Source organism: Duganella sp. 1224 (genome assembly GCF_013408245.1).
Taxonomy (GTDB): domain Bacteria; phylum Pseudomonadota; class Gammaproteobacteria; order Burkholderiales; family Burkholderiaceae_D; genus Rugamonas.
Genome location: NZ_JACBYS010000006.1, coordinates 182,237 through 207,923 on the forward strand (window position 1 = coordinate 182,237; position 25,687 = coordinate 207,923).

The 25,687-nt window shown below is 65.8% G+C and carries 26 protein-coding genes; 11 read left to right on the forward strand and 15 right to left on the reverse strand.

From position 1 onward, the window contains the following. Positions 1–29 precede the first annotated feature (29 nt). Positions 30–746: an HAD family hydrolase gene (locus tag FHW58_RS22275; RefSeq protein ID WP_179675369.1), complete on the reverse strand. Its 717-nt coding sequence runs from the start codon at positions 744–746 to the stop codon at positions 30–32. 167 nt (positions 747–913) lie between these two features. Here FHW58_RS22275 and FHW58_RS22280 point away from each other — a divergent pair, with 167 nt between their 5' ends. The 3 genes from FHW58_RS22280 (at position 914) to FHW58_RS22290 (ending at position 3,719) form a co-directional block, all read left to right on the forward strand. Then, a complete protein-coding gene (locus FHW58_RS22280) occupies positions 914–2,299 on the forward strand; it encodes a metallophosphoesterase (RefSeq protein WP_229265449.1) in 1,386 nt (461 codons plus the stop codon). Positions 2,300–2,432: 133 nt separating this feature from the next. Continuing rightward, the gene (locus tag FHW58_RS22285) at positions 2,433–3,056 is read left to right on the forward strand and encodes a hypothetical protein (RefSeq protein WP_179675371.1); all 624 of its coding nucleotides are present in this window, start codon (positions 2,433–2,435) and stop codon (positions 3,054–3,056) included. Between the two features lie 30 nt (positions 3,057–3,086). Continuing rightward, positions 3,087–3,719 carry a hypothetical protein gene (locus tag FHW58_RS22290; RefSeq protein WP_179675372.1) on the forward strand — a complete coding sequence of 211 codons (633 nt, stop codon included), beginning with the start codon at positions 3,087–3,089 and terminating at the stop codon, positions 3,717–3,719. A gap of 257 nt (positions 3,720–3,976) precedes the next feature. Here the strand turns inward: FHW58_RS22290 and rsmA are convergent, their stop codons facing one another. From rsmA to FHW58_RS22310, 4 genes are all read right to left on the reverse strand, one after another. Beyond that, complete coding sequence (gene rsmA / locus FHW58_RS22295) at positions 3,977–4,750, reverse strand: 16S rRNA (adenine(1518)-N(6)/adenine(1519)-N(6))-dimethyltransferase RsmA (protein WP_179675373.1); 774 nt, start codon at positions 4,748–4,750, stop codon at positions 3,977–3,979. Beyond that, on the reverse strand, positions 4,747–5,793 hold the full coding sequence (gene pdxA / locus FHW58_RS22300) for a 4-hydroxythreonine-4-phosphate dehydrogenase PdxA (RefSeq protein WP_373996723.1): 1,047 nt from the start codon (positions 5,791–5,793) through the stop codon (positions 4,747–4,749). The genes rsmA and pdxA overlap by 4 nt, the downstream gene beginning before the upstream one ends. A gap of 63 nt (positions 5,794–5,856) precedes the next feature. Further along, positions 5,857–7,329, reverse strand: a complete 1,473-nt coding sequence (locus FHW58_RS22305; protein ID WP_179675375.1) for a peptidylprolyl isomerase — start codon at positions 7,327–7,329, stop codon at positions 5,857–5,859. Positions 7,330–7,436: 107 nt separating this feature from the next. Then, positions 7,437–9,683: an LPS-assembly protein LptD gene (locus FHW58_RS22310; RefSeq protein ID WP_229265450.1), complete on the reverse strand. Its 2,247-nt coding sequence runs from the start codon at positions 9,681–9,683 to the stop codon at positions 7,437–7,439. Positions 9,684–9,791: 108 nt separating this feature from the next. On the opposite strand from FHW58_RS22310, the gene FHW58_RS22315 reads away from it, so the two are divergent. The 4 genes from FHW58_RS22315 to FHW58_RS22330 are packed head-to-tail and all read left to right on the forward strand — an operon-like array spanning position 9,792 to position 14,047. Continuing rightward, positions 9,792–10,835, forward strand: coding sequence for an aminoglycoside phosphotransferase family protein (locus FHW58_RS22315; protein WP_179675377.1), 1,044 nt, complete (start codon positions 9,792–9,794; stop codon positions 10,833–10,835). A gap of 10 nt (positions 10,836–10,845) precedes the next feature. Continuing rightward, positions 10,846–11,580 (forward strand): N-acetylmuramate alpha-1-phosphate uridylyltransferase MurU, encoded by a 735-nt coding sequence (gene murU / locus FHW58_RS22320; RefSeq protein ID WP_179675378.1) that lies wholly within the window; start codon positions 10,846–10,848, stop codon positions 11,578–11,580. Then, complete coding sequence (pepP, locus tag FHW58_RS22325) at positions 11,580–12,911, forward strand: Xaa-Pro aminopeptidase (protein WP_229265451.1); 1,332 nt, start codon at positions 11,580–11,582, stop codon at positions 12,909–12,911. The genes murU and pepP overlap by 1 nt, the downstream gene beginning before the upstream one ends. After that, positions 12,908–14,047 (forward strand): FAD-dependent monooxygenase, encoded by a 1,140-nt coding sequence (locus tag FHW58_RS22330; protein WP_179675380.1) that lies wholly within the window; start codon positions 12,908–12,910, stop codon positions 14,045–14,047. Before pepP ends, FHW58_RS22330 begins: the two co-directional genes overlap by 4 nt. A 96-nt stretch (positions 14,048–14,143) precedes the next feature. On the opposite strand, the gene FHW58_RS22335 is transcribed toward FHW58_RS22330, so the two are convergent. From FHW58_RS22335 to FHW58_RS22345, 3 genes are read right to left on the reverse strand one after another with little or no spacing between them, the layout of a single operon-like run. Continuing rightward, a complete protein-coding gene (locus FHW58_RS22335; RefSeq protein ID WP_179675381.1) occupies positions 14,144–15,607 on the reverse strand; it encodes an NAD(P)(+) transhydrogenase (Re/Si-specific) subunit beta in 1,464 nt (487 codons plus the stop codon). Next, on the reverse strand, positions 15,604–15,918 hold the full coding sequence (locus FHW58_RS22340; RefSeq protein WP_179675382.1) for an NAD(P) transhydrogenase subunit alpha: 315 nt from the start codon (positions 15,916–15,918) through the stop codon (positions 15,604–15,606). The genes FHW58_RS22335 and FHW58_RS22340 overlap by 4 nt, the downstream gene beginning before the upstream one ends. An 11-nt stretch (positions 15,919–15,929) precedes the next feature. Next, entirely contained in the window at positions 15,930–17,057 is a 1,128-nt protein-coding gene (locus FHW58_RS22345) for a Re/Si-specific NAD(P)(+) transhydrogenase subunit alpha (protein WP_179675383.1), read from the reverse strand. A gap of 221 nt (positions 17,058–17,278) precedes the next feature. Here FHW58_RS22345 and FHW58_RS22350 point away from each other — a divergent pair, with 221 nt between their 5' ends. Both FHW58_RS22350 and mnmA read left to right on the forward strand, forming a co-directional pair. Continuing rightward, positions 17,279–17,776 (forward strand): NUDIX hydrolase, encoded by a 498-nt coding sequence (locus tag FHW58_RS22350; protein WP_179675384.1) that lies wholly within the window; start codon positions 17,279–17,281, stop codon positions 17,774–17,776. Between the two features lie 3 nt (positions 17,777–17,779). Beyond that, complete coding sequence (mnmA, locus tag FHW58_RS22355; RefSeq protein WP_179675385.1) at positions 17,780–18,880, forward strand: tRNA 2-thiouridine(34) synthase MnmA; 1,101 nt, start codon at positions 17,780–17,782, stop codon at positions 18,878–18,880. A gap of 91 nt (positions 18,881–18,971) precedes the next feature. On the opposite strand, the gene FHW58_RS22360 is transcribed toward mnmA, so the two are convergent. The 3 genes from FHW58_RS22360 to FHW58_RS22370 all read right to left on the reverse strand — a co-directional run bounded on the left by FHW58_RS22360 (position 18,972) and on the right by FHW58_RS22370 (position 20,958). Further along, positions 18,972–19,418 carry a response regulator gene (locus FHW58_RS22360; RefSeq protein ID WP_179675386.1) on the reverse strand — a complete coding sequence of 149 codons (447 nt, stop codon included), beginning with the start codon at positions 19,416–19,418 and terminating at the stop codon, positions 18,972–18,974. Positions 19,419–19,434: 16 nt separating this feature from the next. Further along, positions 19,435–20,208 carry a 5'-3' exonuclease H3TH domain-containing protein gene (locus FHW58_RS22365; protein ID WP_179675387.1) on the reverse strand — a complete coding sequence of 258 codons (774 nt, stop codon included), beginning with the start codon at positions 20,206–20,208 and terminating at the stop codon, positions 19,435–19,437. A 78-nt stretch (positions 20,209–20,286) separates the two neighbouring features. Beyond that, complete coding sequence (locus FHW58_RS22370; protein ID WP_179675388.1) at positions 20,287–20,958, reverse strand: glutathione S-transferase; 672 nt, start codon at positions 20,956–20,958, stop codon at positions 20,287–20,289. Positions 20,959–21,108: 150 nt separating this feature from the next. Between FHW58_RS22370 and FHW58_RS22375 the strand changes: the two genes are divergently transcribed. Next, complete coding sequence (locus FHW58_RS22375; RefSeq protein WP_179675389.1) at positions 21,109–22,722, forward strand: FMN-binding glutamate synthase family protein; 1,614 nt, start codon at positions 21,109–21,111, stop codon at positions 22,720–22,722. Between the two features lie 81 nt (positions 22,723–22,803). On the opposite strand, the gene FHW58_RS22380 is transcribed toward FHW58_RS22375, so the two are convergent. Next, complete coding sequence (locus FHW58_RS22380; RefSeq protein WP_179675390.1) at positions 22,804–23,022, reverse strand: hypothetical protein; 219 nt, start codon at positions 23,020–23,022, stop codon at positions 22,804–22,806. Then, entirely contained in the window at positions 23,003–23,266 is a 264-nt protein-coding gene (locus tag FHW58_RS27970; protein WP_179675391.1) for a BrnT family toxin, read from the reverse strand. The genes FHW58_RS22380 and FHW58_RS27970 overlap by 20 nt, the downstream gene beginning before the upstream one ends. A 90-nt stretch (positions 23,267–23,356) precedes the next feature. On the opposite strand from FHW58_RS27970, the gene FHW58_RS22390 reads away from it, so the two are divergent. Further along, complete coding sequence (locus tag FHW58_RS22390; RefSeq protein ID WP_179675392.1) at positions 23,357–23,518, forward strand: hypothetical protein; 162 nt, start codon at positions 23,357–23,359, stop codon at positions 23,516–23,518. On the opposite strand, the gene FHW58_RS22395 is transcribed toward FHW58_RS22390, so the two are convergent. Both FHW58_RS22395 and FHW58_RS22400 read right to left on the reverse strand, forming a co-directional pair. Further along, on the reverse strand, positions 23,496–23,771 hold the full coding sequence (locus FHW58_RS22395) for a DUF6587 family protein (protein ID WP_179675393.1): 276 nt from the start codon (positions 23,769–23,771) through the stop codon (positions 23,496–23,498). The genes FHW58_RS22390 and FHW58_RS22395 overlap by 23 nt on opposite strands. A gap of 1 nt (position 23,772) precedes the next feature. After that, positions 23,773–25,683: a ferrous iron transporter B gene (locus tag FHW58_RS22400; protein WP_179675394.1), complete on the reverse strand. Its 1,911-nt coding sequence runs from the start codon at positions 25,681–25,683 to the stop codon at positions 23,773–23,775. Between the last annotated feature and the right edge of the window lie 4 nt (positions 25,684–25,687).

Genomic DNA, 25,687 nt, shown 5'->3' on the forward strand with positions numbered 1-25,687 from the left:
CGGTCATTGCTGGTAGAGATTTCTGCTTATTATGCACGGCTATGCTGCATCTGCCCACGGATCCACGCCAGCAGTTCGTCAAACGTGGCGCAAATGGCATCCGGCACCACGCCGGCCTCCAGATGCGCCTGGCTGCCGGCGCGGTTCATCCACACCGCCCGCAGGCCGGCCTGCTGCGCACCCTGCACGTCCAGCCGCAGGTCGTCGCCGACGTAGACGGCATCTTCCGGCGCCACGCCCATGGCGTCGCAGGCGGCGTGGAAGATGCGCGGGTCCGGCTTGGCGCTGCCAAACTGCGAGGACGACAGCGTGTACTCGAAATGGTGGTCCATGCCGATCACTTCAAGGTCCGCGTTGCCATTGGTGATCACGCCCAGCCGCAGCATGCCTTGCAGCAGCGGCAGCACCGGCATGACGTCGGCGTACGGCACCACGATGTTGCGCTGGGCGGCGAACACCCGCATCGAGCCCTCGATGTGGGCCGGGTCCTCGCCGGTTTCGGCGAACACCTCTTCCAGCGCCGCGCGCCGCAGCTGGTACAGGTCGGCCAGCAGCTCGGGGCGGCGTTCCAGCAGCGCCATGCGGCGCACCCGCAGCTCGGCCACGCTGAAGGCCTGGGCCACGCGCGGCGCGTGCTCGGCCAGCCAGGCGTGCCAGCTGGCCTCGGCCGCCATGATGACCGGGCCAATGGGCCACAAGGTATCGTCCAGATCGAACAGCAGGGCTAGCGGGCGGCGTGGGGTCATGATGGCTCGGAAAAAATGGCAGACAAACATATTGTAAGGCCATGGTAAATTACGCGGCTGAACCTTGCCGTCATTCCGGCGCACGCCGGAATCCATGCTGAGCCAGCATTCTATGGGTTCCGGCCTGCGCCGGAACGACGGAACAAACGATAACCATGGATATTACTATGCTGAAACGCTGGGCACCCGCCCTGCTGCTGACCGGCTGCGCCGCCACCAACACCCCGCCGGCGCCGGACTTCACTGCCTACGTGGTGCTGGGCGAATACGGCGCCGCCGTGGCGCGCGTGCTGATCGACGCCCCGGCCTGCCCGGCCATCGTGCTCGATCAGCACAGCCAGCCGATGACGCTGCGCGCGCCGGCGCAAACCATCCCGCTGCGGCCCACGCCGTCCGCCCCGGCCGACTCCAAGCCGGCCGACTTCCCGCTGCTGACCTGCGAGGCCACGCTGCCGGCCGGCACCACCAGCGCGACTGTGCTGGGCCGCAAGCTGCCGCTGCCCAAAGCCGCGCCGACCCGCATCGTGGTCATCGGCGACACCGGCTGCCGCCTGCAAAAAAGCAGCAACAGCTGGCAAGCCTGCAACGAAGCCGCCCAATACCCGTTCGCCACCGTGGCCGCCCAGGCCGCCGCGTGGAAGCCGGACCTGGTGATCCACGTCGGCGACTACCACTACCGCGAAAACGCCTGCCCCGACGGCAACCCCGGCTGCGCCGGCAGTCCCTGGGGCTACGGCTGGGACGCCTGGGACGACGACTTCTTCGCCCCCGGCGCCAGGCTGCTGGACGCGGCGCCGTGGATCATGACGCGCGGCAACCACGAAAACTGCCAGCGCGCCGGCCAGGGCTACTGGCGCTTCCTCGATCCGCGTCCTCTGCTCCCGGGCCGCGACTGCAACGCCGCTGCCGATGACGACGTCGGCAACTACAGCGATCCCTACGCCGTGCCGATCGGCCAGGACACCCAGCTGCTGGTGCTGGACACCGCCAACACCACGTGGAAGGGCCTGAAGCCGGGCGACACCGGCTACGCCCGCTACCAGGACCACTACCGCAAGCTGGCGGCGCTGGCGCAGCGGGCGCCGCGCAACCTCGGCATTTCGCACCATCCGCTGCTGGGCATGGGCGCCGACAGCAAGGCCGACGGCCGCATCGTGCTGCTGCCGGGCGACGCCGGCCTGCAAGCCAGTTTCGGTTCGCTCAATCCGCAGTTGTTCCCGCCGCAGATACAGGCCATGCTGTCCGGCCACATCCACCTGTGGGAGCAACTAAGCTTCAGCAGCGGCCACCCGAGCCAGTTCGTGGCCGGCTTTGCCGGCACGGCGGAAGACATCGTGCCGCTGCCGGAGCGGCTGCCGCCCTCGCCGCCGCCGGCGCCGGGCGCGGTGGTCGAGCACTTCAGCTCGTGGGTGGACGGCTTCGGCTTCATGACCATGGAGCGCCGCGGCGCCGACCAGTGGGATATCGAAGTCCATGATTTGCAAGGCAAAATCCGCAACCGCTGCCGCCTCGACGGGCGCCGCTCGGCGTGCGAGGTGGCGCAGGTGCGTTAGCTGGCGGGACACACGCTGTTACATCCATTTGCGGGGGCCGCGTTACCAAATGCACTAAAATACGCCCCACACGTGTAATATGCTGCCTCCCGTGCGCGCTGCCGGGCCCTATTCGTTTTGGAGAGAGAGTTTTATGAAAAGTTCGTATCTGCGTGCGGGTGTCTCCCTGCTGTGTGCTGTGATCCTGAGCGCCTGTGGCGGCAACAACGGCAGCCTGGCGCTGTCCGGCACGATCCAATACATCCCTAATAACGCGAGCCTGAACGGGCTGGTGCTGATCAACAACGGCAATGGCGAAAAACTCACCATCGAGCCGGGCGTCACCAGCTACATTTTCACCAAGCTGCTCGGCGTCGATGAAAAATTCGATCTTCAGGTCTTCTCTCAGCCAGCTGGCGCCAATTGCAAGCCCAACCCAGCCACTGGCATCAACAACACCGCCAGCGCCAGCGTATACACCGTCTATTCGACCGGCTTCATCTGCACCTCCAACCCGTACGTTCTGGGTGGTACGGTCAAGGGACTGACCGCTAGCGGTCTGGTGCTGGCCAACGGTTCCGACACCACCGCCGTGCTGCCGAATGGCGGCGCCGATGTCAAGTTCACCTTCCCGACCAAGGTGGCCAACAGCGCCGCGTACGGCGTGACCGTGCTGAATCAGCCTAGCGGCCAGACTTGCACTGTGGACAAGGCGCTGAACCCAGGCACCATGCCAGCCAGTTCGGACCAGCTGGGTCTGATCGTCAACTGCCAATAAGCCGCCGCCTTCTAATTTTTGGAGAAATACATGAAATTTTCGTTCGTACGCGCCGGTATGGCGCTGGCCATGGTGGCCGCCATTGCCGGTTGCGGCGGCAAGCAACAGTTCGTTGTACAGGGCACGATCAGCGGCTTGAATAACAGCGGCCTGGTGCTGGCCAACGGCGGTGAGCAGATCAGCGTGCCGTCGGGCGCCACCAGCTTCGCCTTCAGCAAGCAGATCAGCTACGGCACCGACTACAACATCACCTTCGTCAAGCAGCCTGACCACATGACCTGCCAGATCGGCGGCGCCACCGGTTCGGCCGGCTACAACGTCGCCATCCAGGCGGTCATCGCCTGCAGCCAGAATGCCTACACGCTGGGCGGCCAGTACAGCGGCCTGACCCCGGCCGCCGACGGCACCGCCCGCACCGTGACCCTGATCAACGGTTCCACCGGCGGCACGGTGACGCTGAGCAGCGGCGTCCCTGCCACCTCGACCACCACCAGCACGCTGACCCCAAGCGGCGAGTTCACGCTCAGCGGCCAGGTGCCAGACGGCCAGGCGTATGGCGTCACCATCGTGCCGCCAACCAACGGCCTGAACTGCACGCTGACCAACGGCACCGGCGTCATGCACGACGCTGCCGTCACCAACATGGTGCTGACCTGCCAATAAACGGGAACGCGCCGCCGGCCGGCGGCGCAGGTGGAGGAGATATTCAATATCAAGATAATTGATATTCGGAAAATAAAGTGGCGTGATATGGCACAACGCACCATACTGCACCTGTCTCCTCCACTTCTTGCAAAGGAAATGGATTTAAGCCCGCTCCCTTGAGCGGGTTTTTTTTTGCAAACCGGGGTCAGTGCCGACATTCGGACATTCGGTCGCGCGCGACCGAATGTCCGAATGTCGGCACTGACCCCGGTTTTTTAATTCAGCAGATTGGCCAGGGCGACGTATTGGGCCAGGCCCACCGCTTCCGGCCGGTCGGTCGGGTTGATGCCGGCGGCGATGATCTGTGCTTCGGTGAACATGCCGCTCAGGCAGTTGCGGATCACCTTGCGGCGCTGCGAGAACGCCTTCTGCACCACCGCTTCCAGCGTGCCCGCGTCGCAGGCCAGCGGCTCGGCGATCGGGATCATGCGCACAATGGCCGAGTCCACCTTGGGCGGCGGATCGAAGGCTTCCGGCGGCACCACGAACAGCAGCGACATGTCGTAGCGCCACTGCAGCATCACCGACAGCCGACCGTAGACCTTGCTGCCCGGCTCGGCCACCATGCGCTCCACCACCTCTTTCTGCAGCATGAAGTGCTGGTCCTGCACCAGCGGCGCGAAGCTCGCCAGGTGGAACAGCAGCGGGCTGGAGATGTTGTACGGCAGGTTGCCGACGATGCGCAGCTTTTGCCCTTCCGGCACCGGTATCGTGCCGAAGTCAAACTTCAGGGCGTCGCCCGAGTGGATCGTCAGCTTGTCGCGCGGATAGGCTTTTTCCAGCCGCGCCACCAGGTCGCGGTCCAGTTCGACCACGTGCATGTGCTTGAGCGTACGCAGCAGCTGGTCGGTCATGGCCGCCAGGCCGGGGCCGATTTCGACCATGGCGTCGCCGACCTGCGGGTTAATCGAGTCGGTGATGCTGCCCAGCACGTGCTGGTCATGCAGGAAGTTCTGGCCGAAGCGTTTGCGGGCTACGTGTTGTTTCATGTCTGATTGTCCAAAGAGTGGTTTGCCATGGCCAGCGCGGCGCTGATGGCCTGCTCCATGCTGCCGCAGTCGGCCCGGCCCGGGCCTTGCGCGGCCAGGTCCAGCGCCGTGCCGTGGTCGACCGAGGTGCGGATCAGCGGCAGGCCGAGCGTGATGTTGACGCCGTGGCCGAAGGTGGCGTACTTCAGCACCGGCAAGCCCTGGTCGTGGTACATGGCCAGCACGCAGTCGGAGTCGCGCAGGTATTTCGGCTGGAACAGCGTGTCGGCCGGGTACGGGCCGCGGGCGTCGATGCCGCGCGCCCGCGCCGCCGCGATGGCCGGCGCGATGACCTCGATCTCCTCGCGCCCCAGGTAGCCGTTCTCGCCGGCGTGCGGGTTCAGGCCGCACACCAGGATGCGCGGCGCGGCGAGGCCGAACTTGCCGCGCAGGTCGGCGTCGAGGATGGCCAGGATGCGCGCCAGGCCCTGCTGGCTCAGCGCCGCCGCCACGTCCTTCAGCGGCAGGTGGGTGGTGGCCAGCGCGACCCGCAGCGGCTTGCCGTTCAGCTCGCCCTCGACGGCCTGCGGCCCGGCCAGCATCATCACCACCTGCGGCGTGGCGGTTTTTTCAGCAAAATATTCGGTGTGGCCGGAGAACGGCACGCCGGCGTCGTTGATGGTGCTCTTTTGCAGCGGCGCGGTGACCACCGCCTCGAACCAGCCGGCGCCCACGCCCTCGATGGCGGCGTCCAGCGTGGCCAGCACGGCGCGGCCGTTTTCCTTGTCCAGCTGGCCGGGCACGACGTGCGCGCTGAGCGGCACGTCGATCACCGTCAGGCGCTCGGGCCCGAAGTGCGGCAGGCCGCCGTTGCGCACCGCCATCAGCGACAGCGACGACACCCGGATCGCCGGGTCGATGTCGGCCGCCGTCATGGCCAGGAAGGCGGCGTCGCCCAGCAGCACGCAGTTGACCGCGTGCCGCCGCGCCCACGCCGCGCGCAGGGAGATTTCCGGCCCGATGCCGGCCGGCTCGCCGACCGTGACCGCGATGGCGGGGCGCACTCCCGGGCGCCGTCTGGATGAAGTGGCGCTCACGCGTGCTCCCCTTTCTGCTTGGTGGCCGACTTACTTGTTGGCCTTGTCGTTGGCCTGCTTGTCGTCGTCGTTGCGGTACTCGACGTAAGCGCGGTCGCGCACTTCGCGCTGCCAGCTCTCGGTGGCTTCCTCCAGCTTGCGTTCGCGCAGCGCCGCGCGCGCGTTGTTGCGCTCGCGCTCCTTGGACTGGTCGTCGCTCTTGCGCTCCAGCACCTGGATCAGGTGCACGCCGAAGCTGGTTTCCACCGGCTGGCTGACCTCGCCGATCTTGAGGCCGTTCATGGCGGTCTCGAACTCCGGCATGACGTCGCCCGGCTGCAACCAGCCGAGGTCGCCGCCCTTGGAGGCCGAGCTGTCCTGCGACACCAGCCGCGCCAGGTCCTCGAACTTGGCGGCGCCGTTGTCCAGCCGCTCCTTCAGCTCCAGCAGCTTGCGCTTGGCGTCGGCCGCGCTCATGGTCGGCGTCACCTTGATCAGGATGTGGCGCGCGTGGGTCTGCTGCACGGCCGCCACCTGCTGGGCGTCGGCCAGGCTGCGGCGGTCGACCGCCTTCAGGATGTGGAACGCGCCCACGCTCTTGATGATCGGCGTCACCTGGCCCGGCTGCAGCTTGGCCAGCGCCTCGGCGAACACCGGCGGCAGGCGCTCGAGCTGGCGCCAGCCGACCGCGCCGCCCTGGAGCGCGTCGCTGGCGTCGGAATAGGTGGCCGCCATCTTGGCGAAGTCGGCGCCGGTGCGCAGCTGGCGCATCACCTCCTCGGCGCGCGCGCGGCGCTGGGCGATCACCTCGGCCGAGGCGTTGTCCGGAATGCGCACCATGATCTGCGAGATGTTGACCTCGAACTGCTCGGCGGCGGCGGCCTTCTCGGCGGCGATGAAGCTGTCCACCTCGGCGTCGGAAATCTGGATCTTGGCGTCCACCTCGTGCTCGCGCAGGCGCTGCATGATGATTTCCTCGCGGATCTCCTCGCGGAAGCCGGCAAACGGCGTGCCGTCCTTTTCCATCTGGTCGCGCAGCTGCTGTACCGTCATCTTCTGCGCCTCGGCGATGCGCTGGATGGCGCGGTCGAGCTGCAGGTCGTCGACGCGCACGCCCATGTCCTTGGCCATCTGCAGCTGCGAGCGCTCGACGATCATGCGCTCCAGCAGCTGGCGGCGCAGGTCGGCCGGGTCCGGCATCTGCACGTTCTGCGCCTTCATGCGCGCGGTGACGGTCTTGATGCGGTTGTTCAGCTCGCGCTGGGTGATGACGTCGTCATTGACCACCACCACGATCGAGTCGATCGCCACGTTGCCCGACTCGCCCGGCGGCAGGAAGCCGGCACCGTCCTTCTTCTCGGCCGGCTTGGCGGCCGGCGCGGCGGTGGCGGCCGGCGCGGCGGTGGCGGCCGTAGCGGCGGCCGGGGCGGCCGGCGCCGGGGCCGGCTCGGCTTTCTTCTTCGACGAGAACAGGCTGCAACCACTCAGGGCGGCCGTGCACAACAGGACTGCGAGGAGTTTCATCTGGTACTTACTGGCATTACGCATGGTAGAACGCTCAAGAGTCAGGTGTAAAAAGGACAAGGGGGCGCCGACGCGTTTTTGCGCGGCGGACGCCAAGTGTACATCGGTTAGCGGCCATAGCCCTCATTCAGGCGCTGATAGCCCGGAATGCTGGCCTTCATCGCCTCCAGCGGACTGCCGAGGCCCAGGTGGGACAGGCCGTTCAGCTCCAGCTGGAAGAAGATCTGGGTCGAGGCCTTGGTGGAGGTGGTCACGAAGCGCTGGGCGCCGGTGCGGAACACCCAGCAGTCGGCCTTGTATTCGAGGCCGGCCAGGCTTTCCAGGATTTTCTTGTCCTGCAGCGAGTAGCTGATGCGGCCGACGCCGTACCAGCGCTGGAAGATCGGCCACTGGCTCGACAGCTCGATGTTCTTGAAGCTGTCGCGCAGGTAGCGGTAGCCCAGGTTCAGCACCTTCTTCGGCCCGGGTATCCATTGCGCGGTATAGCTCTCCGACACCACGCGGCGCTCGCCCTGGTTGTACTGCACCGCGCTGTCGAACGCCCAGGTGTCCGAGATGCGGCCGGTGGCGGCCAGCAGGATGTCCGAGCGGCTGTCGCCGGTCGGCGTCGACGAGTCCAGTTGCACGCGCTGGTCGCGGAAGTAGAAGCGCTGGCCAAACGCCAGCCGCAGCGCCTCGGCGCCGTTGGCGTCGAGGAAGCGCGAGGTCAGCGCGGCGGTCAGCTGGTTGGCGTCGCCGATGCGGTCCGAGCCGACGAAGCGGTTTTCGCTGAAGATCTGGCTGAAGTTGAAGGTGGCCAGGTCGGTGTCGAAGTTGGGCAGCTTGCTCTGGTCGCGGTACGGCGTGTTGACGTAGAACAGCCGCGGCTCCAGCGTCTGCGTCATGCTCTTGCCGAGGAACTTGATGTCGCGCTCGAACACCAGGCCGGAATCCAGCGAGAACGTCGGCACCGAGCGCGACAGGTTCTGCGAGCTCGCGCCCTGGTAGGCGTCCAGCTGGTAGGTGGCGGCGTTCAGCATCACCTTCGGCGTGATGAAGTAGCTCGGCCCGATGATCGGGTAGCTCAGCTGCGGAATCGCCACCAGCCGGGTGCCGTTGATCAGCGTCGGGTGGTAGAAGCGGGTCAGCTCGGCGTTGAAGGCCCAGTCGAAGCCGCCGGCGACGTCGTACTGCGCGGCGTTGAAGTTGATGGCCGGCAGCCGGTCATACGGGCGCGACACGAACAGCGTCGGGTCGACCACCGATTCCGGGTCCTGCAGCACCTGGTACTTCTGCACCCGCGCGGTCAGCGTCCAGAAGTCGCCGTGGTAGTCGGTGCGCAGTTCGCGCAGCAGCTGGCGGTCGGTCGAGCTGGTGACGTTCTTGGAGAAGTCGTTCGGATAGTTGTTGTCCGAGGCGGCGTTGAAGTTCCAGCTGAAGTCCCACTGCTGGGTGATGTCCTGGCTGTGGCTGGAGCGCACCATCCAGCGGTCGCTCTTCTCGTTCGGGTTGGCCTGCGCGTACTCGCGGTCGTGCGGCATGAACTCGAGGTAGGTCTCGCCCTTGTACAGGCCGCCGTCGGTCTCGCCCAGGTAGCGGCCCAGCGCGCCGATCTGGAAACCGCGGTTGGCGATGATTTTCGGGTACAGCGTCAGGTCGCGGTTGGGCGCGATGTTGACGTAGTACGGCACCACCAGCTCGGCGCCGTTCTTGGAGCCGAAGCCGGGCGTCGGCGACAGCCAGCCCGAGCGGCGCGCGCCCGACAGCGAGAACGACATCGCCGGCGTGCCGAGGATGGGCACGTCCTTGAAGTAGATCAGCGTCTTGCCGGCGGTGCCGACGTCGCGGCCGGAATCGAGGTTCATCGTGTCCGACTTCAGATACCAGTCCGGGTCCGGGCTCTGGCAGGTGCTGTAGGTGCCGTTGACCACCACCGCCTCGTCCTCGTTGACGAAGTTGATGCGCTCGGCCTTGCCGCGCGCCTGGTTGGCCTCCAGCTGGTAGGTCGGATTGAGCATATAGCCCTTGCCGGTGTCCATGTTCAGCTTGAGCTCGTCACCGGTGAAATAGTCGCCGTAGCGCCAGATCCGGACGTTGCTCCTGGCCTCGACCTCGTCCTCGACCTGGCGGTAGCAGGCGCTGTCGGCGTTGACCTTGGTTTTGTCCTGGATCACCTCGGCGTTGCGCTCCAGCGTGATCTCGCGCTCGGGGCGGCCGCTGATGTCCTCGGCCTTGACGATGGTGGGCGCGCTCTTGTCCTCGACGCGCGGCGCGCGCTGCTTGGGCGGCGCGCTCTGGGCATGGGCGTAGATCGGCAACGCCGATACAGTGAAGATAGCGGACAGGGCATACGCCAAGCGCTTCGGTTGGGGCATGCGGATCATGAAAAGAAGGAGCAAGACACCATGAAAGGCGATTTTTTAATGTGAATCCCTTATTATATGGGAATCTTCACCTCACGCCGGTTTCCGCGGCACGCTTCAATGTCTTTATTACAGAATTTAACTTCCGATACCCGTCTGCAACTGCTGGTCACGTGGCTGCGCGGCCTGAACGTGGTCGACGTCGACAGCATCCGCGCCGCTTCGGCCGACGCCAGCTTCCGCCGCTACTTCCGCCTCGACGTGTTGCCGGAACAACAAGCGGCGCTGGGCGCCACCCTGATCGCCATGGACGCGCCGCCCGAGCGCGAGAACGTGCTCGGCTTTGTCAAAGTTGACGAAATGCTCACGCATGCCGGCGTCACCGTGCCGCGCATCATCGCCACCGACTACGAGGCCGGCCTGATGCTGCTGTCCGACCTCGGCACCACCACCTACCTGGCGGCGCTGGACCACGACAACGCCTCGACCATGTACGCCGAGGCGCTGGAGGCGCTGGTCAAGTTCCAGATCACCAGCCGCCCGGACGTGCTGCCCGAATACGACCGCGCCTTCCTGCTGCGCGAAATGAATTTGTTCCCCGAGTGGTACATCGGCCAGCACCTGAAGGCCACGCTGACCGACAAGCAGACCGCCGAGCTGCAAGGCGTGTTCGACGCCATCCTGGCCAACGTCACCGCCCAGGCCCAGGTGTACGTGCACCGCGACTTCCACTCGCGCAACCTGATGGTGGTGGACGCCGGCAATCCGGGCGTGCTGGACTTCCAGGACGCGCTGTACGGCCCGATGACCTACGACCTGGCCTCGCTGCTGCGCGACGCCTACGTGCAGTGGGACGAGGAACTGGTGCTGGACTGGGCGATCCGCTACTGGCAACACGCCAAGTCGCTGGGCCTGCCGGTCAACAAGGACATCGACGCCTTCTACAAGGACTTCGAGTACATGGGCCTGCAGCGTCACCTGAAAATCCTCGGCCTGTTCTGCCGCCTCAACTACCGCGACGGCAAGGCGCAGTACCTGGACGACCTGCCGACCGTGATGGACTACGTGCGCAAGACCGCGTCGCGTTACAAGGACCTGAAGCCGCTGATCAAGCTGCTGGACCTGCTGGAAGACCGCCAGCCGCAAGTCGGCTACACCTTCTGAGGCGGCGCGCATGAAAGCGATGATATTCGCCGCCGGACGCGGCGAACGCATGCGTCCGCTGACCGACACCACGCCCAAGCCGCTGCTGAAGGTGCGCGGCCGGCCGCTGATCGTCTGGCACATCCTCAACCTGGTCAAGGCCGGCATCACCGAGATCGTCATCAACCACGCCCACCTGGGCGAACAGATCGAGCAGGCGCTGGGCGACGGCAGCCAGTTCGGCGCGAAACTGCTGTACTCGCGCGAGGAACAGGCGCTGGAAACCGCCGGCGGCATCGCCCAGGCGCGCGCGCTGCTGGGCGAGGAACCGTTCGTCGCCATCTCCGGCGACATCTACGTGCCCTACTTCGATTTCGAGCAGGTCAAGGACGTGTTGCACGACAAGGACATGTGGGGCAATCCCTACCCGCCCGACAAGCGCGACATCTGCTGGCTGTACATGGTGCCCAATCCCGACTGGCATCCCGAGGGCGACTTCGGCATGACCATGTACTCGCTGACCAACGATGGCTCGCCGAAATGGACCTTCGGGAATATCGGCGTCTACCGCATGGAGATGTTCGACCGCATCGCCGCCGGCGAGTACGCCAAGCTGGGCCCGCTGATCCGCGAATACGCCGACAAGCAGCAGGTCGGCGGCGAAGTGTACGAAGGCGAATGGCACAACGTCGGCACCGTGCAGCAGCTCGACCTGCTGAACGCGCCGCTGGCCGCGCTGGCGCCGGCCAGCAAGGGTGTGCAGTGATGGCGGCCGCTGTCGACGCGGGCATCTACGCCGGCCGGCGCGCGCGCCTGCTGGCGCAACTGCCGCCCGGCGCGGTGGCGGTGCTGCAGACCGCGCCCGAAGTCACGCGCAACGCCGACAGTGAATACCTGTACCGCCACGACAGCTACTTCTACTACCTGACCGGCTTTACCGAGCCGGAAGCGGCGCTGGTGCTGGTGGCCGCCGACGGCGACGCGCCGGCGCGCGCCATCCTGTTCTGCCGCGAGAAAAACATCGAGCGCGAAATCTGGGAAGGCTACCGCCACGGCCCGGAGGCCGCGCGCGCCGCCTTCGGCTTCGACGAAGCCCACGCCATCGGCACGCTGGACGAACGCATGGCCGCGCTGCTGTCCGACGCGCCGGCGCTGTACTACGCGCTGGGCGGCACGCTCGACGTGCGCGTGGCCGGCTGGCTGTCCGCCGTGCGCGCCAAGGCCCGCACTGGCGTGACCGCGCCGTCGGTCGCCGCCGACGTGCTGCCGCTGCTGGACGAAATGCGGCTGATCAAGGACGCGCACGAACAAGCCATCATGCAACGCGCGGCCGACATCTCTGCGCAAGCGCATATCCGCGCCATGCGCGCCGCCCGCGCCGGCGTACACGAATACGAACTGGAAGCGGAATTGCTGTACGAATTCCGCCGCAACGGCGCCCAGGCGCCAGCCTACAACGCCATCGTCGCGGCGGGCGCCAACGCCTGCGTGCTGCACTACAGCGCCAACAACGCGCCATCGCGCGACGGCGACCTGGTGCTGATCGACGCCGGCTGCGAGCTGGATGGCTACGCCGCCGACATCACCCGCACCTTCCCGGTCAACGGCACATTCAGCGCGCCGCAAAAGCGCCTGTATGAACTGGTGCTGGCCGCGCAGGAAGCCGCCTTCAAGGCCATCGCCCCCGGCCTGCCCTACGCCGGCGCGCACGAGGCGGCGGTGCGGGTGCTGGCGCAAGGCATGCTGGACCTGGGCCTGCTGAAGGGCGAGCTGGAAGACATCATCGCCGCCAAGCGCTACACGCAGTTCTACATGCACGGCACCGGCCACTGGCTGGGCATGGACGTGCACGACGTCGGCCAGTACCGCGACGTCACGCAGGCCGACAAGCCATCGCGCGCGCTCCAGCCGGGCATGGTGGTGACGGTGGAACCGGGCATCTACGTGCGGCCGGCCGAGGGCGTGCCGGAAGAATACTGGCACATCGGCATCCGCATCGAAGACGACGTGCTGGTGACCGCCGACGGCCACACCGTCCTGAGCGCGGCCGCCCCCAAGACCGTGGCCGACATCGAACAACTGATGCAGCAACCATGACAGACATCACCTACGACATCGCCATCTGCGGTGCCGGCCCGGCCGGCATGGCGCTGGCGGCGCTGTTGGTCAAGCGCGGCGTCGCCGCCCACCGCATTGCCCTGATCGACGCCAAGACGCTGGCGCAGGCCAGCACCGACCCGCGCTCGCTGGCGCTGTCTTGGGGCAGCCGGCAGATACTCGAAGAGATCGACGCCTGGCCGACAGCGGCCACCGCCATCGAACAGATTCACGTATCGCGACGTGGACAATTCGGCCGCAGCCTGATCGACCGCAAGGACTACGACCTGCCCGCGCTGGGCTACGTCACCCGTTACGGCAACATCGTCACCGCGCTGGGCGCCGTGTGCGAGCGCGCCGGCATCGCCTCGCTGCGTCCCGCGCGCGTGCTGACGCTGGACGAAGACGCTGATGCCGTCACGCTGATTGTGGACGTCAACGGCACGCCGCAAACGCTGCGCGCGGCGATTGTGGTGCAAGCCGAAGGGGGGCTGTTCAACGAACAGCAGGTGCGCGCGATCAACCGCGACTACCAGCAGACCGCCATCATCGCGCAGGTGCGCAGCAGCACCCCGCCGCCGCACCGCGCCTACGAACGCTTCACGGAACAAGGCCCGCTGGCGCTACTGCCGCAGGATGACGAATATTCGCTGGTGTGGTGCGTGCGTCCGGACAACGCGCAAACGCTGCTGGCGTTGAACGACGCCGATTTCCTGTCGGCGCTGGGCAAAGCCTTCGGCGACCGCGTGGGCGCTTTCACGCACACCACGCCGCGTCTCGGCTTCCCGTTGGGACTGAACGCGGCAGGCCACGCCACCGCGCGCACCGTCACCATCGGCAACGCCGCGCAGACGTTGCACCCGGTAGCCGGCCAAGGCCTGAACCTGGGGCTGCGCGACGTCACGGTGCTGGCGCGCCTGCTGGCGCAAGGCGCGACGCCGGAGCATCTGTCGCAATACGTGGTGATGCGCCAACGCGACCGCAGGACGACGGTGCGCCTCACCGACACCATGGCCCGCGTCTTCGCCAACGACACCCCGGCCCAGGCGCTGCTAGGCCTGTCGCTGGCCGCCATCGACATGGCGGGTCCCGCGCGCGGCCTGCTGGCGGAACTCATGATGTACGGCCGCCGCTAAAGCCACCCCGCACGCTTTTAGCGATACGCATGCCCTACCACTTAGGGGTCTGACCCCGTACGGGGTCAGACCCCGCCAGGCCGTGCGGGTTAGGCGCTACTCGACCGCCTTCACCATATCCTCGATGACCTTCTTGGCGTCGCCGAAGACCATCATGGTGTTGGGCTGGTAAAACAGCTCATTGTCCAGGCCCGCATAACCGGACGCCATCGACCGCTTATTAACGATGATGCTCTTGGCCTTGTACGCCTCCAGAATCGGCATCCCAGCGATGGGCGACTTCGGGTCCTTGGCGGCCGGGTTGACCACGTCATTCGCGCCCAGAATCAGCACCACGTCAGTCTGCCCGAACTCGCCGTTGATATCCTCCATCTCGAACACCTGGTCATACGGCACCTCCGCCTCCGCCAGCAGCACATTCATATGCCCCGGCATGCGCCCGGCCACCGGGTGAATCGCATACTTCACCGTCACGCCATTGTGGGTCAGCTTGGCCACCAGCTCCTTCAGCGCATGCTGCGCGCGCGCCACCGCCAGGCCATAGCCCGGCACGATGATCACACTCTCCGCATTCGCCAGAATGAAGGCCGCATCATCCGCCGATCCCGACTTGACCGGACGCTGCTCCTTCGCCCCGCCGGCACCGGCGTCCGCCGGCGCACCGCCAAAGCCGCCCAGAATCACATTGAAGAACGACCGGTTCATCGCCTTGCACATGATGTACGACAGGATGGCGCCCGACGATCCCACCAGCGAACCGGCGATGATCAGCATCGCGTTATTCAGCGAGAAGCCGATGCCCGCCGCCGCCCAGCCGGAATAGGAGTTCAGCATCGACACCACCACCGGCATATCCGCGCCGCCGATCGGAATGATGATCAGCACCCCCAGCACAAACGCGATCGCCGTCATCAGCAGGAACGGCGCCCACGCCGGCGCGGTGCCGCTATCGGCCACAAACACCAGCCCCAGCGCCACCATCACAATCGCCAGGATCAGGTTCAGCAAATGCTGCCCGGCGAAGCTGACCGGCGCCCCCTGGAACAGGCGGAACTTGTATTTGCCCGACAGCTTGCCGAACGCGATCACCGAACCGGAGAACGTAATCGCGCCCACAAACGTCCCGATAAACAGCTCGATGCGATTCCCGAACGGCAGCGCTTCGCCCACCGCCGCGATGCCAAACGCATGCGGCTCGGACACCGCCGCAACCGCGATACACACCGCCGCCAGGCCAATCAGCGAGTGCATGGCCGCCACCAGCTCCGGCATCTTGGTCATCTCGACCTTCTTGGCCAGCACCGCGCCGATGCCGCCGCCGATCACCACGCCCAGCGCCACCAGCGGCAGGCCCAGGCCCGCCGTGCCGGCCGCCGCTTCCGCGCGCAGCTTGAGGATCAGCGCCACCGTGGTGACGAACGCGATCGCCATGCCGGTCATGCCGAAGGCATTGCCCTGGCGCGCCGTGGCCGGCGACGACAGGCCTTTCAGCGCCTGGATAAAGCACACCGATGCGATCAGGTACAGCATCGTCACCAGATTCATGGAGATGAAATTCATTCTTTCTCTCCCGCTTTGGCTTTAGGCTCCTTCTTCTTGAACATCTCCAGCATGCGCTGTGTGACCAGGAACCCGCCGAACACATTGACGGCGGCCAGCGCCACCGCGACCGTGCCGGCGATCTGCCCGACCAGGCCCTCGGTCAGCGCCGCCGCCAGCATGGCGCCGACGATGATGATGGCCGATACCGCATTGGTGACCGCCATCAGCGGCGTATGCAGCGCCGGCGTCACCGTCCAGACCACGTGGTAGCCCACGTAAATCGCCAGGACAAAAATAATCAGATTGATGATGGTGTGGCTGACTTCCATTTGTCGTCCCCTTATTTACGCAGCAATTCGCCGCCGCTGCACAGCAGCGTGGCCTTGATGATCTCGTCCTCGCGGTCGATCACCAGCGGTTCGCCGCCCGACTTGTCTTCCTTGTCGATGATCAGCTTGAGGAAGTCCAGCACATTGCGCGCGTACAGCGCCGAGGCGTCGGCCGCCACGTGGGTTGCCAGATCCGGCTCGCCGACGATATGCACGCCATGCTTGACCACCGTTTTGTTCAGCTCCGACAGCGGGCAGTTGCCGCCCTGCGATACCGCCAGGTCGACGATCACGGAGCCCGGCTTCATCGCCTTCACCGTCTCCTCGGAAATCAGCACCGGCGCCGGACGGCCCGGGATCAGCGCGGTGGTGATGATGACGTCGGCCAGCTTGGCGCGCTCGTGCACCAGTTCGGCCTGGCGCCGCATCCAGTCGGCCGGCATCGGCCGCGCGTAGCCGCCCACGCCCTGCGCAATCTCTTTTTCCTCATCGGTCAGATAGGGCACGTCGATGAACTTGGCGCCCAGCGACTCCACCTGCTCCTTGACCGGCGGCCGCACGTCGGACGCCTCGATCACCGCGCCCAGGCGCTTGGCGGTGGCGATCGCCTGCAGCCCGGCCACGCCGACGCCCATGATCAGCACCCGCGCCGCCTTCACCGTGCCGGCCGCCGTCATCAGCATCGGCATGAAGCGCTGGTAAATATTGGCCGCCACCATCACCGCCTTGTAGCCGGCGATATTGGCCTGCGACGACAGCACGTCCATCGACTGCGCGCGCGTGATGCGCGGCACGGCCTCCAGCGCGAACGCCTGCAGCCCGGCCGCCGCCATGGCGGCGTTGTTGTCGGCGTCGAAGGGGTTGAGCATGCCGATCACCACCGTGCCCGGCTGGATCTGGGCGCGCTCCTCGGCATTGGGCGCGCGGACTTTGAGGATCACTTCGGCCGACCACACCTCGCTGGCGGCGACGATCTGGGCGCCGGCCGCCGCGTAGGCGGCGTCGGTGACGGAGGCGGCCAGCCCGGCGCCGGCCTGCACCAGCACCTGGTGCTTGGCGGCGAGTTTTTTGACGGTTTCGGGCGTGGCAGCCACCCGGGTTTCCCCCGGCCGTGTTTCGGCCGGTACGCTTATTCTCATGGTGCCTCCATTCGATTAATAAACTGACTACAATCTAACATGGAACGTGGGGCGTGGCGCCCCTCATTTGGACACAATCTTAGAGAGGAATTCTTTGCCCATACTTAATGATTTCGTCAATTCAAGTATAACTATTTGTCATTAATTCCCCTCTAAATTTGTTCCAGCGCAAACCAAAAGCCTGGAACAAGCTAAAATATCGGCTCTTTCAAGGATGACACATGCCGCGTATCTGGAAACCCTCTGTGACTGTTGCCGCCATCGTCGAAAAAGATGGCAAGTTCCTGCTGATCGAAGAAGAGACCAGCGATGGCATCCGCATCAACCAGCCTGCCGGGCATCTCGACCCGTACGAGTCGCTGCAGCAGGCGGTGGTGCGCGAGACGCTGGAGGAAACCGCGTACGACTTCACGCCGACCGCGCTGGTGGGCATGTACATGTCGCGCTACACCTCCAACCGCACCGGCGAGGAAGTGACGTATCTGCGCTTCACCTTCTGCGGTTATCCAGGCGAGAAGCATGACCGTCCGCTGGACGAAGGCATCCTGCGCACCATGTGGCTGACGCGCGACGAGCTGGCCGCCTGCGCCGACCGTCATCGCAGCCCGACGGTGCTGCAATGCGTCGACGAATACCTGGCGGGCCACCGGGCGCCGCTGGAACTGGTACAAACACACGCTTCCGTCTATCGGGAAGCGGTAAGCACTGCGAATGGATAAGTAATGAGCAACGGGTCGGGCAAAAAAAGGGTCGTGATCGGCATGTCGGGCGGGGTGGACTCCTCGGTTTCGGCGTGGCTGCTGAAGGAACAGGGCTACGACGTGGTCGGCCTGTTCATGAAGAACTGGGAAGACGATGACGACTCCGAGTACTGCTCCACCCGCCAGGACTGGATCGACGCCGCCTCGGTGGCGGACGTGGTGGGCGTGGACATCGAGGCGGTCAACTTCGCCAGCGAATACAAGGACCGCGTGTTCGCCGACTTCCTGCGCGAATACCAGGCCGGCCGCACGCCGAACCCGGATGTGCTGTGCAACGCCGAAATCAAGTTCAAGGCCTTCCTCGACCACGCGATGTCGCTGGGCGCGGACTTGATCGCCACCGGCCACTACGCGCGCGTGCGCCACCACGACGGCAAGAGCGAGCTGCTGAAGGCGGTCGACCACACCAAGGACCAGAGCTACTTCTTGCACCGCCTGAACCAGGCGCAGTTGTCGAAGACCCTGTTCCCGCTGGGCGAGATTCCGAAAACCGAAGTGCGCAAGATCGCCGAGAAGCTCAAGCTGCCGAATGCGGCCAAGAAGGATTCGACCGGCATCTGCTTCATCGGCGAGCGGCCGTTCCGCGAGTTCTTGAACCGCTACCTGTCGTACAAGCCGGGGCCGATGATGACGCCAGACGGCAAGGTGGTGGGCGAGCACGTGGGCCTGTCGTTCTACACGCTGGGCCAGCGCAAGGGCATCGGCGTCGGCGGCCTGAAGGCGTACAAGAACGCCGACGGCAGCAACGACGCCTGGTACGTGGCGCGCAAGGACGTGGCCAACAACGTGCTGTACATCGTGCAGGGACACGACCATCCATGGCTGCTGTCATCGGCGCTGCGCGCCGACCAGGCCAGCTGGATCGCCGGCGAGGCGCCGGAAGCGCGCGCGCTGTCGGCCAAAACGCGCTACCGCCAGGCCGACGTGGCGTGCGAAGTGGCGCCGGAAGGCGAATCGGATTTCGCGCTGAAATTCATGGACGCCCAGTGGGCCGTGACGCCTGGCCAGTCGGCCGTGCTGTATGACGGCGACGTCTGCCTCGGCGGCGGCATCATCGCCTGACCGGCCAGTAGCACACCAGTCTCACCCCGCACTGCGCACACCGGGGTCTGACCCCGCAGGGGTCAGACCCCTTACGGCCGCAGGCCCCGGGTCAAGAGGCCGCGGGCTCGCCGCCTGGCGCGCCTTCCGCGGCTGGTGGCGCTTCGGCCTTGGCCATCGCCGCCCGCTGGCGCTTGACCATGGCGATCACCACATTGCGGATCGTATTCAGCACCGTATCGGCCTTGAACGGCTTGACGATAAACCCGCTCACGCCCATCGCATGCGCCGACTGAATGGTGGCCGCGTCCATCTCGCTGGACACCATGAAAATCAGCGCCTTCGGCCACTTCGCGTGCAGCTCGCGCACCTCCTGCTCATTGGCCTGCACCTGCTCCTTGGCGATGCACACGATATGCGGATTGTGCTTGATCAGCAGGGTCACGCCGGCGGCCACCGTGTGGGCCTGGCCGACAACATCATAACCGCCGTCCAGCAGCACGGTGTTGAGCAGGCCGCGCGCGACGGCGCTGGAGTCGATAATGACTGCTTTTAACATCTTGCAAACCTTGTTCTTAGTGCGACCACGCCAGCATGTTCCACGTGACGCCGATCCGCACATCTGTTTTTAACTGCACCAGTTGTCGAGAAAGATACAGCATTTCACGTTCTTTTCGTAGCGTTTCCCCGAGGGAATCTTTAAGAATGCCCGCGCCGGCCATGATCGCGTCCAGAGTGCCGTATGTACGCAACAGTTTGGCGGCGGTTTTGACGCCGACCTTGGACACGCCGGGGATGGCATCGGTCACATCGCCCATCAGCGCCAGCAGGTCGGGCAGCTGGTCGGGCGGCACGCCCCACTTCTTCTCGACCCAGGCGTGGTCGTGCCATTCGCTCTTGAAGTGGTCCCACACGCGGGCGCCGTGGGCGATCAGGCCGTGCAGGTCCTTGTCGGTGCTGGCGATGGTGGCCTCGCCGCGGCCCTCGGCCAGCCAGCGCAGCACCACGGTGCCGATCACGTCGTCGGCCTCGACCTCGGGCAGCGACACCACATGCATGCCGATGCCGCGCAGCTTGTCGTAAAAGGCCGGCAGTGCCTCGCGCAGCGGCGATGGCATCGGCGCGCGGCCCTCGCGGTAGCCGGCGTACAGGTCGTGGCGCCAGGTGCGGCCGCCAAAGTCGAAGGCCGGCAGCACATGGGTCGGTTCATGGTCGTGGACCAGGGTGCGGAAGGAGGACAGCGCGTGGCGCAGCGCGATCTCGGCCTTTTCGGCGCTGTCAGGTTCGGGGCTGGCTTCGTAGACACGGCGCACAATATTGAGGCCGTCGATGGCAAGGAGTCTACCCATGTTCAACTTCATCCGGGCTTGGTCAAGCCGCCATTCTACCCGACCCGGCTGATGCGGCGGCCTGCGCCGCATCAAGGCTTACTTCAGCAACTCGTACGGGCCGCCGCGTTCGAGCGCGCGCTGGAACGCGGGGCGGCTGTGGATGCGTTTGAGGAAGGCGGCCAGGTTGGGCCGCGATTCGTCCAGGCCGCCGCGCGCGGAAGCCGCTTCCAGCGGGAAGCTCATCTGGATATCGGCGGCGGTGAACTCGTTGCCGGCGAACCAGGGCGCCTTGCCCAGTTCGCTCTCCAGGTAGTCCAGGTGCATGCCGATCTGCGGCAGGATGTAGCTGCCCTTGACCTTCTGCGCGATGCCGCGCGCGATCGGCTTGACGAAGAACGGCGCCGGGCTGGTCTCGACCCGGTCGAAAATCAGCTTCATCAGCAGCGGCGCCATCGCCGAGCCTTCGGCGTAGTGCAGGAAGTAGGTCCAGCGGCGGCGCTCCTCGGTGCCGGCCGGCGGCACCAGGCGGCCGTTGCCATAGGTCTCGATCAGGTATTCGACGATCGCGCCCGACTCGGCCACCGTCACGCCATGGTCGGTCAGCACCGGCGACTTGCCGAGCGGATGGATGGCCTTCAGTTCCGGCGGCGCCAGCATGGTTTGCGGATCGCGCTGGTAGCGCACGATCTCGTACTCCAGGCCCAGTTCCTCCAGCAGCCACAACACCCGCTGCGAGCGTGAATTATTCAAGTGATGGACAACGATCATATGGCATATCCCGAGAAAAAGAACGGCCGTGCGCCGTCACCCCGCTAGCTTAGCACTATCGGCGCCCGCCCGCGCCTCCCCAGTTCGGAGATAGCTTCCTCCCAGAAACAGCAGTACACTCGACAGTTCAAAGCCGCCGCCGGAGTATTCATGAATTTGCTGTCGCCACGTTATCTCGCCTTCACCGCATCTGTCGTCACCCTGCTGGCCTCGCTGGCCCTGAAGGCGCCGTGGGAAATCACCGCTGTCGCCGCCTTCCTCACCATCGTCGGCATCAGCGACCTGGTCCAGACCAAGCGCGCGCTGCGCCGCAACTACCCGATCCTGGCGCACTTCCGCTTCTTCTTCGAATCGATCCGCCCCGAAATCCGCCAGTACTTCCTGGAGGACGACATGGTGGCCGAGCCGTTCTCGCGCAACCAGCGCAGCATCGTCTACCAGCGCGCCAAGCAGGACAGCGACAAGCGCCCGTTCGGCACCCAGCTCGACGTCTATGCCCCCGGCTACGAATGGATCAACCACTCGATCGCGCCAGCGCTGGAACAGGACCCCGAATTCCGCATCGAGATCGGCAACCACCCGGACTGCCCGCGCGCCCAGCCCTACGCGGCCAGCGTGTTCAACATCTCGGCGATGAGCTTTGGCGCGCTGTCGGCCAACGCCATCCTGGCGCTGAATGGCGGCGCAAAAAAAGGCGGCTTCATGCACGACACCGGCGAGGGCAGCATCAGCCCCTATCACCGCCAGCACGGCGGCGACCTGGTGTGGGAAATCGGCTCCGGCTACTTCGGCTGCCGCAATGACGACGGCAGCTTCTCGGAAGAACGCTTTGCCGCCAACGCCAGCGCGCCGCAGGTCAAGATGATCGAGCTGAAAATGTCGCAAGGCGCCAAGCCCGGCCACGGCGGCGTGCTGCCGGGCGCCAAGGTCACCATCGAGATCGCGCAGACGCGCGGCGTGCCGGTCGGCCGCGACTGCATCTCGCCGGCGCGCCACTCGGCGTTCGGCACGCCGGTGGAAATGCTGGAATTCATCGACCGCCTGCGCACGCTGTCGGGCGGCAAGCCGACCGGTTTCAAGCTGGCCATCGGCCACCCGTGGGAATTCTTCGGCATCGTCAAGGCCATGCTGGCCACCGGCATCGTGCCGGACTTCATTGTGGTCGATGGCGGCGAAGGCGGCACCGGCGCCGCGCCGGTCGAGTTCACCGACCACATCGGCACGCCGCTGCAGGAGGGGCTGCTGCTGGTGCATAACACGCTGGTCGGCGCCAACCTGCGCGACAAGATCAAGATCGGCGCCTCGGGCAAGATCATCACCGCGTTCGACATCGCGCGCACGCTGGCGCTGGGCGCGGACTGGTGCAACTCGGCGCGCGGCTTCATGTTCGCGCTGGGCTGCATCCAGTCGCAAAGCTGCCACACCGACCGCTGCCCGACCGGCGTGGCGACGCAGGACCCGGGGCGCCAGCGCGCGCTGGTGGTGCCGGACAAGATCGAGCGCGTGGCCAACTTCCACAAGAACACGATGGAGGCGCTGGCCCAGCTGATCGCCGCCGCCGGCTTGACGCATCCGTCGCAGCTGCGTCCGCGCCACCTGGTGCGGCGCCTTTCCGAGAACCAGGTCAAGCTGGCCTCGGCGCTGCTGCCCTACCTGGAAGCCGGCCAGCTGCTCGACCCGAGCCAGCTGTCGCGCCTGCCGCCGGTGTTCGGCCAGTACTGGCCGATGGCGCAGGCCGAGTCGTTTGATCCATACTGCGGTTGATTATTCGGGAAACGGCACATAGCCGCGCCGGATGGCCCACTCGCGCAGCACGGCATTGATACCCTGTTGCCAGTCCTCCCCCTACCGCTGAAAGGCCGCGATGGTGGCGGCGTCAAACTCCATGGTCAGCGTCACTGTCGGCGCCCCCGGCGGCGCCAGCAAGCGCGCCCGCCATGGCCTGAACTGCGCCAGTTCGTCCTCCGTCAATGGCTGCGCGTCCGGATCGGACAGTGCCGCAGCGACGATGGCCGCATCCTCCTCGTCGGTTGGCCAGACGATTTCACGTTTTCTGCGGTACATATTTCTTCACCTCTCCTTTGCTTGCAGGGCGCATACTGATGATGCGCCTGCTGCAAGACTCATCAACAAACACCAAGAAATAAAGGTGATTTCCCACAAATCCCAAAGCGCACTCTCGTGGCTCCGCGTAATGGTACCTAAGGGCCGGCCAGATAACCGCGTCATCCCAGTCAAAGCTAAAAGCGGCGGACAGCGAGAAAAAAACTGCACCGTCGACGCCGTCCTGCCGGCCTTGCATGAGCATGAGCTGGTAGTGAGCATGAGCTGGTAGTGGCCCTGGCCACGTTCTCCGGTCCTGCCCGGCGTACGCGATAATGAGGGAAGAATCAGGGAGTTGCGCCTCAGCGCAGGGCAGGATCTGGCGCCGGACATCATCACCGGCGCGCGGCACATGATGGGCGATCTCGAAATGCTGACCGGATTGCCGGTCGTTGCAGCTTCCTTCGGTCCGACCTTTGAGACCGTGAACAAATTCAGCGCTGCACGTGCAGCTTGATCACGCGGTGCTGGGTGGCGGAGTTGGTCTTGGTGGGCGTGGTGTCGCACGAGCCGCAGCTGGAGCAGCCGCCGTCGTCGCCGCAACCGCCGCCGCCCTGCGTCTTGAAAAATTTGGCCAGTTTGACTTCGTTGAAGCCGCGCTTGCCCAGCGTGTAAACAATGCGCCGGCGCCACGCCACCGGCAGGTATTTGGTGCTGAAGTGCAGCAGCGCCGCCGCCACGATCAACGCCACGATCATCTCTTGCCACATATTAGCCTCCCAGAACGGCCAGCGAAATACGATACGTCAGGAACGAGCCGATGTACGCCAGCGCAAACATGTAGCCGGCCATCAGCAGCGCATAACGGGTGCTGCCGGTTTCACGCCGCACCACCGACAGCGTCGACAGGCACTGCGGCGCAAACACATACCACGCCAGCAGCGACAGCGCGGTCGGCAGCGCCCACGACGAGGCGATGATCGGCTCCAGCGACTGCGCCAGCTCCTCGCCGGTCTGCGACAGCGCGTACACCGTGCCCAGCGCGCCCACCGCCACCTCGCGCGCGGCCAGGCCCGGCACCAGCGCGATGCAGATCTGCCAGTTGAAGCCGATCGGCGCGAAGATGTATTCCAGGCCGCGGCCCAGCAGCCCGGCCAGGCTGTAGTAAATCGGCGGATGGGTCGCGCCTTCCGGCGCGCCGGGGAAGGAGCTGAGGAACCACAGCAGCACCATCAACGTCAGGATCACCGTGCCCACGCGGGTCAGGAAGATCTTGGCGCGTTCCCACAGGCCCAGCGCCAGGTTCTGCAGGTGCGGCCAGTGGTAGGCCGGCAGCTCCAGCATCAGCGGCTGCTGCTGGTTGGCGCCCAGCGCGCGCTTGAAGAAGTACGCCACCGCCATCGCCGAGAAGATGCCGGCGAAGTACAGCGCGAACAGCACCAGGCCCTGCAGGCTGAGGAAGCCATACACCTGGCGCTCCGGTATGAAGGCGGCGATGATCAGCGCATACACCGGCAGCCGCGCCGAGCAGGTCATCAGCGGCGCGATCATGATGGTCACCAGGCGGTCGCGCGGATTCTGGATGGTGCGCGCCGCCATCACGCCCGGAATCGCGCAGGCAAAGCTGGACAGCAGCGGAATGAAGGCGCGGCCCGACAGGCCGACCCCGCCCATCAGCCGGTCCAGCAGGAAGGCCGCGCGCGGCAGGTAGCCGCAGTCCTCCAGCACCAGGATGAAGAAGAAAAGGATCAGGATCTGCGGCAGGAACACCAGCACGCTGCCGGCGCCGCTCAGGATGCCATCCACCAGCAGGCCGCGCAGCACGCCGTCCGGCATGGCGTCGCGGACCATGCCGCCCAGGTGGTCGACGCTGTCCTTGATCAGGTCCATCACCGGCGTGGCCCAGGTGAACACGGCCTGGAACACCAGGAACATCAGCACCGCCAGGATGATCGGGCCCAGCACCGGGTGCAGCACCACGTTGTCGATCTTCTCCGACAGCGCGTCGTCGGTGGTGGCCGGCGCCTTGACGGTCAGGTCGAGAATGCGGCGCACCTCGCGCTGCGTGTCTTCCACGCTGACGGCGTCGATGGCCGACAAGGGCTGCGGCTTGCCCTCGGACAGCGGCCACATCTGGTCGAGCGCGCGCAGCAGCGACTTTTCGCCGCCGGCCTGCACCGCCACGGTTTCCACCACCGGCATGCCCAGTTCCTGCGCCAGGCGGTCGGCGTCGATGCTGATGCCGCGTTTTTTGGCCACGTCCACCATGTTCAGCGCCAGGATCATCGGCAGGCCCAGGCGCTTGATTTCCAGCACCAGGCGCAGGTTCAGGCGCAGGTTGGTGGCGTTGACCACGCACACCACCACGTCCGGCGCGGCGTCGCCCTTGCGCAGGCCGGCCACCACGTCGCGCGTGATTTCCTCGTCCGGCGTGTGGGCGTTGAGGCTGTAGGCGCCGGGCAGGTCCAGCACGCGGAAGTTGTGGCCGCCGCTGGTGGTGAATGCGCCTTCCTTGCGTTCGATGGTCACGCCGGCGTAGTTGGCCACTTTCTGGCGCGCGCCGGTCAGACGGTTGAACAAGGCCGTCTTGCCGCAATTCGGATTGCCCAGCAAGGCCATCATCGGCGTCCGCGCCAGGCTCTCCGCCTGCGGCCGCGCCACCTGTTTATCTACTGCACCCATGGTT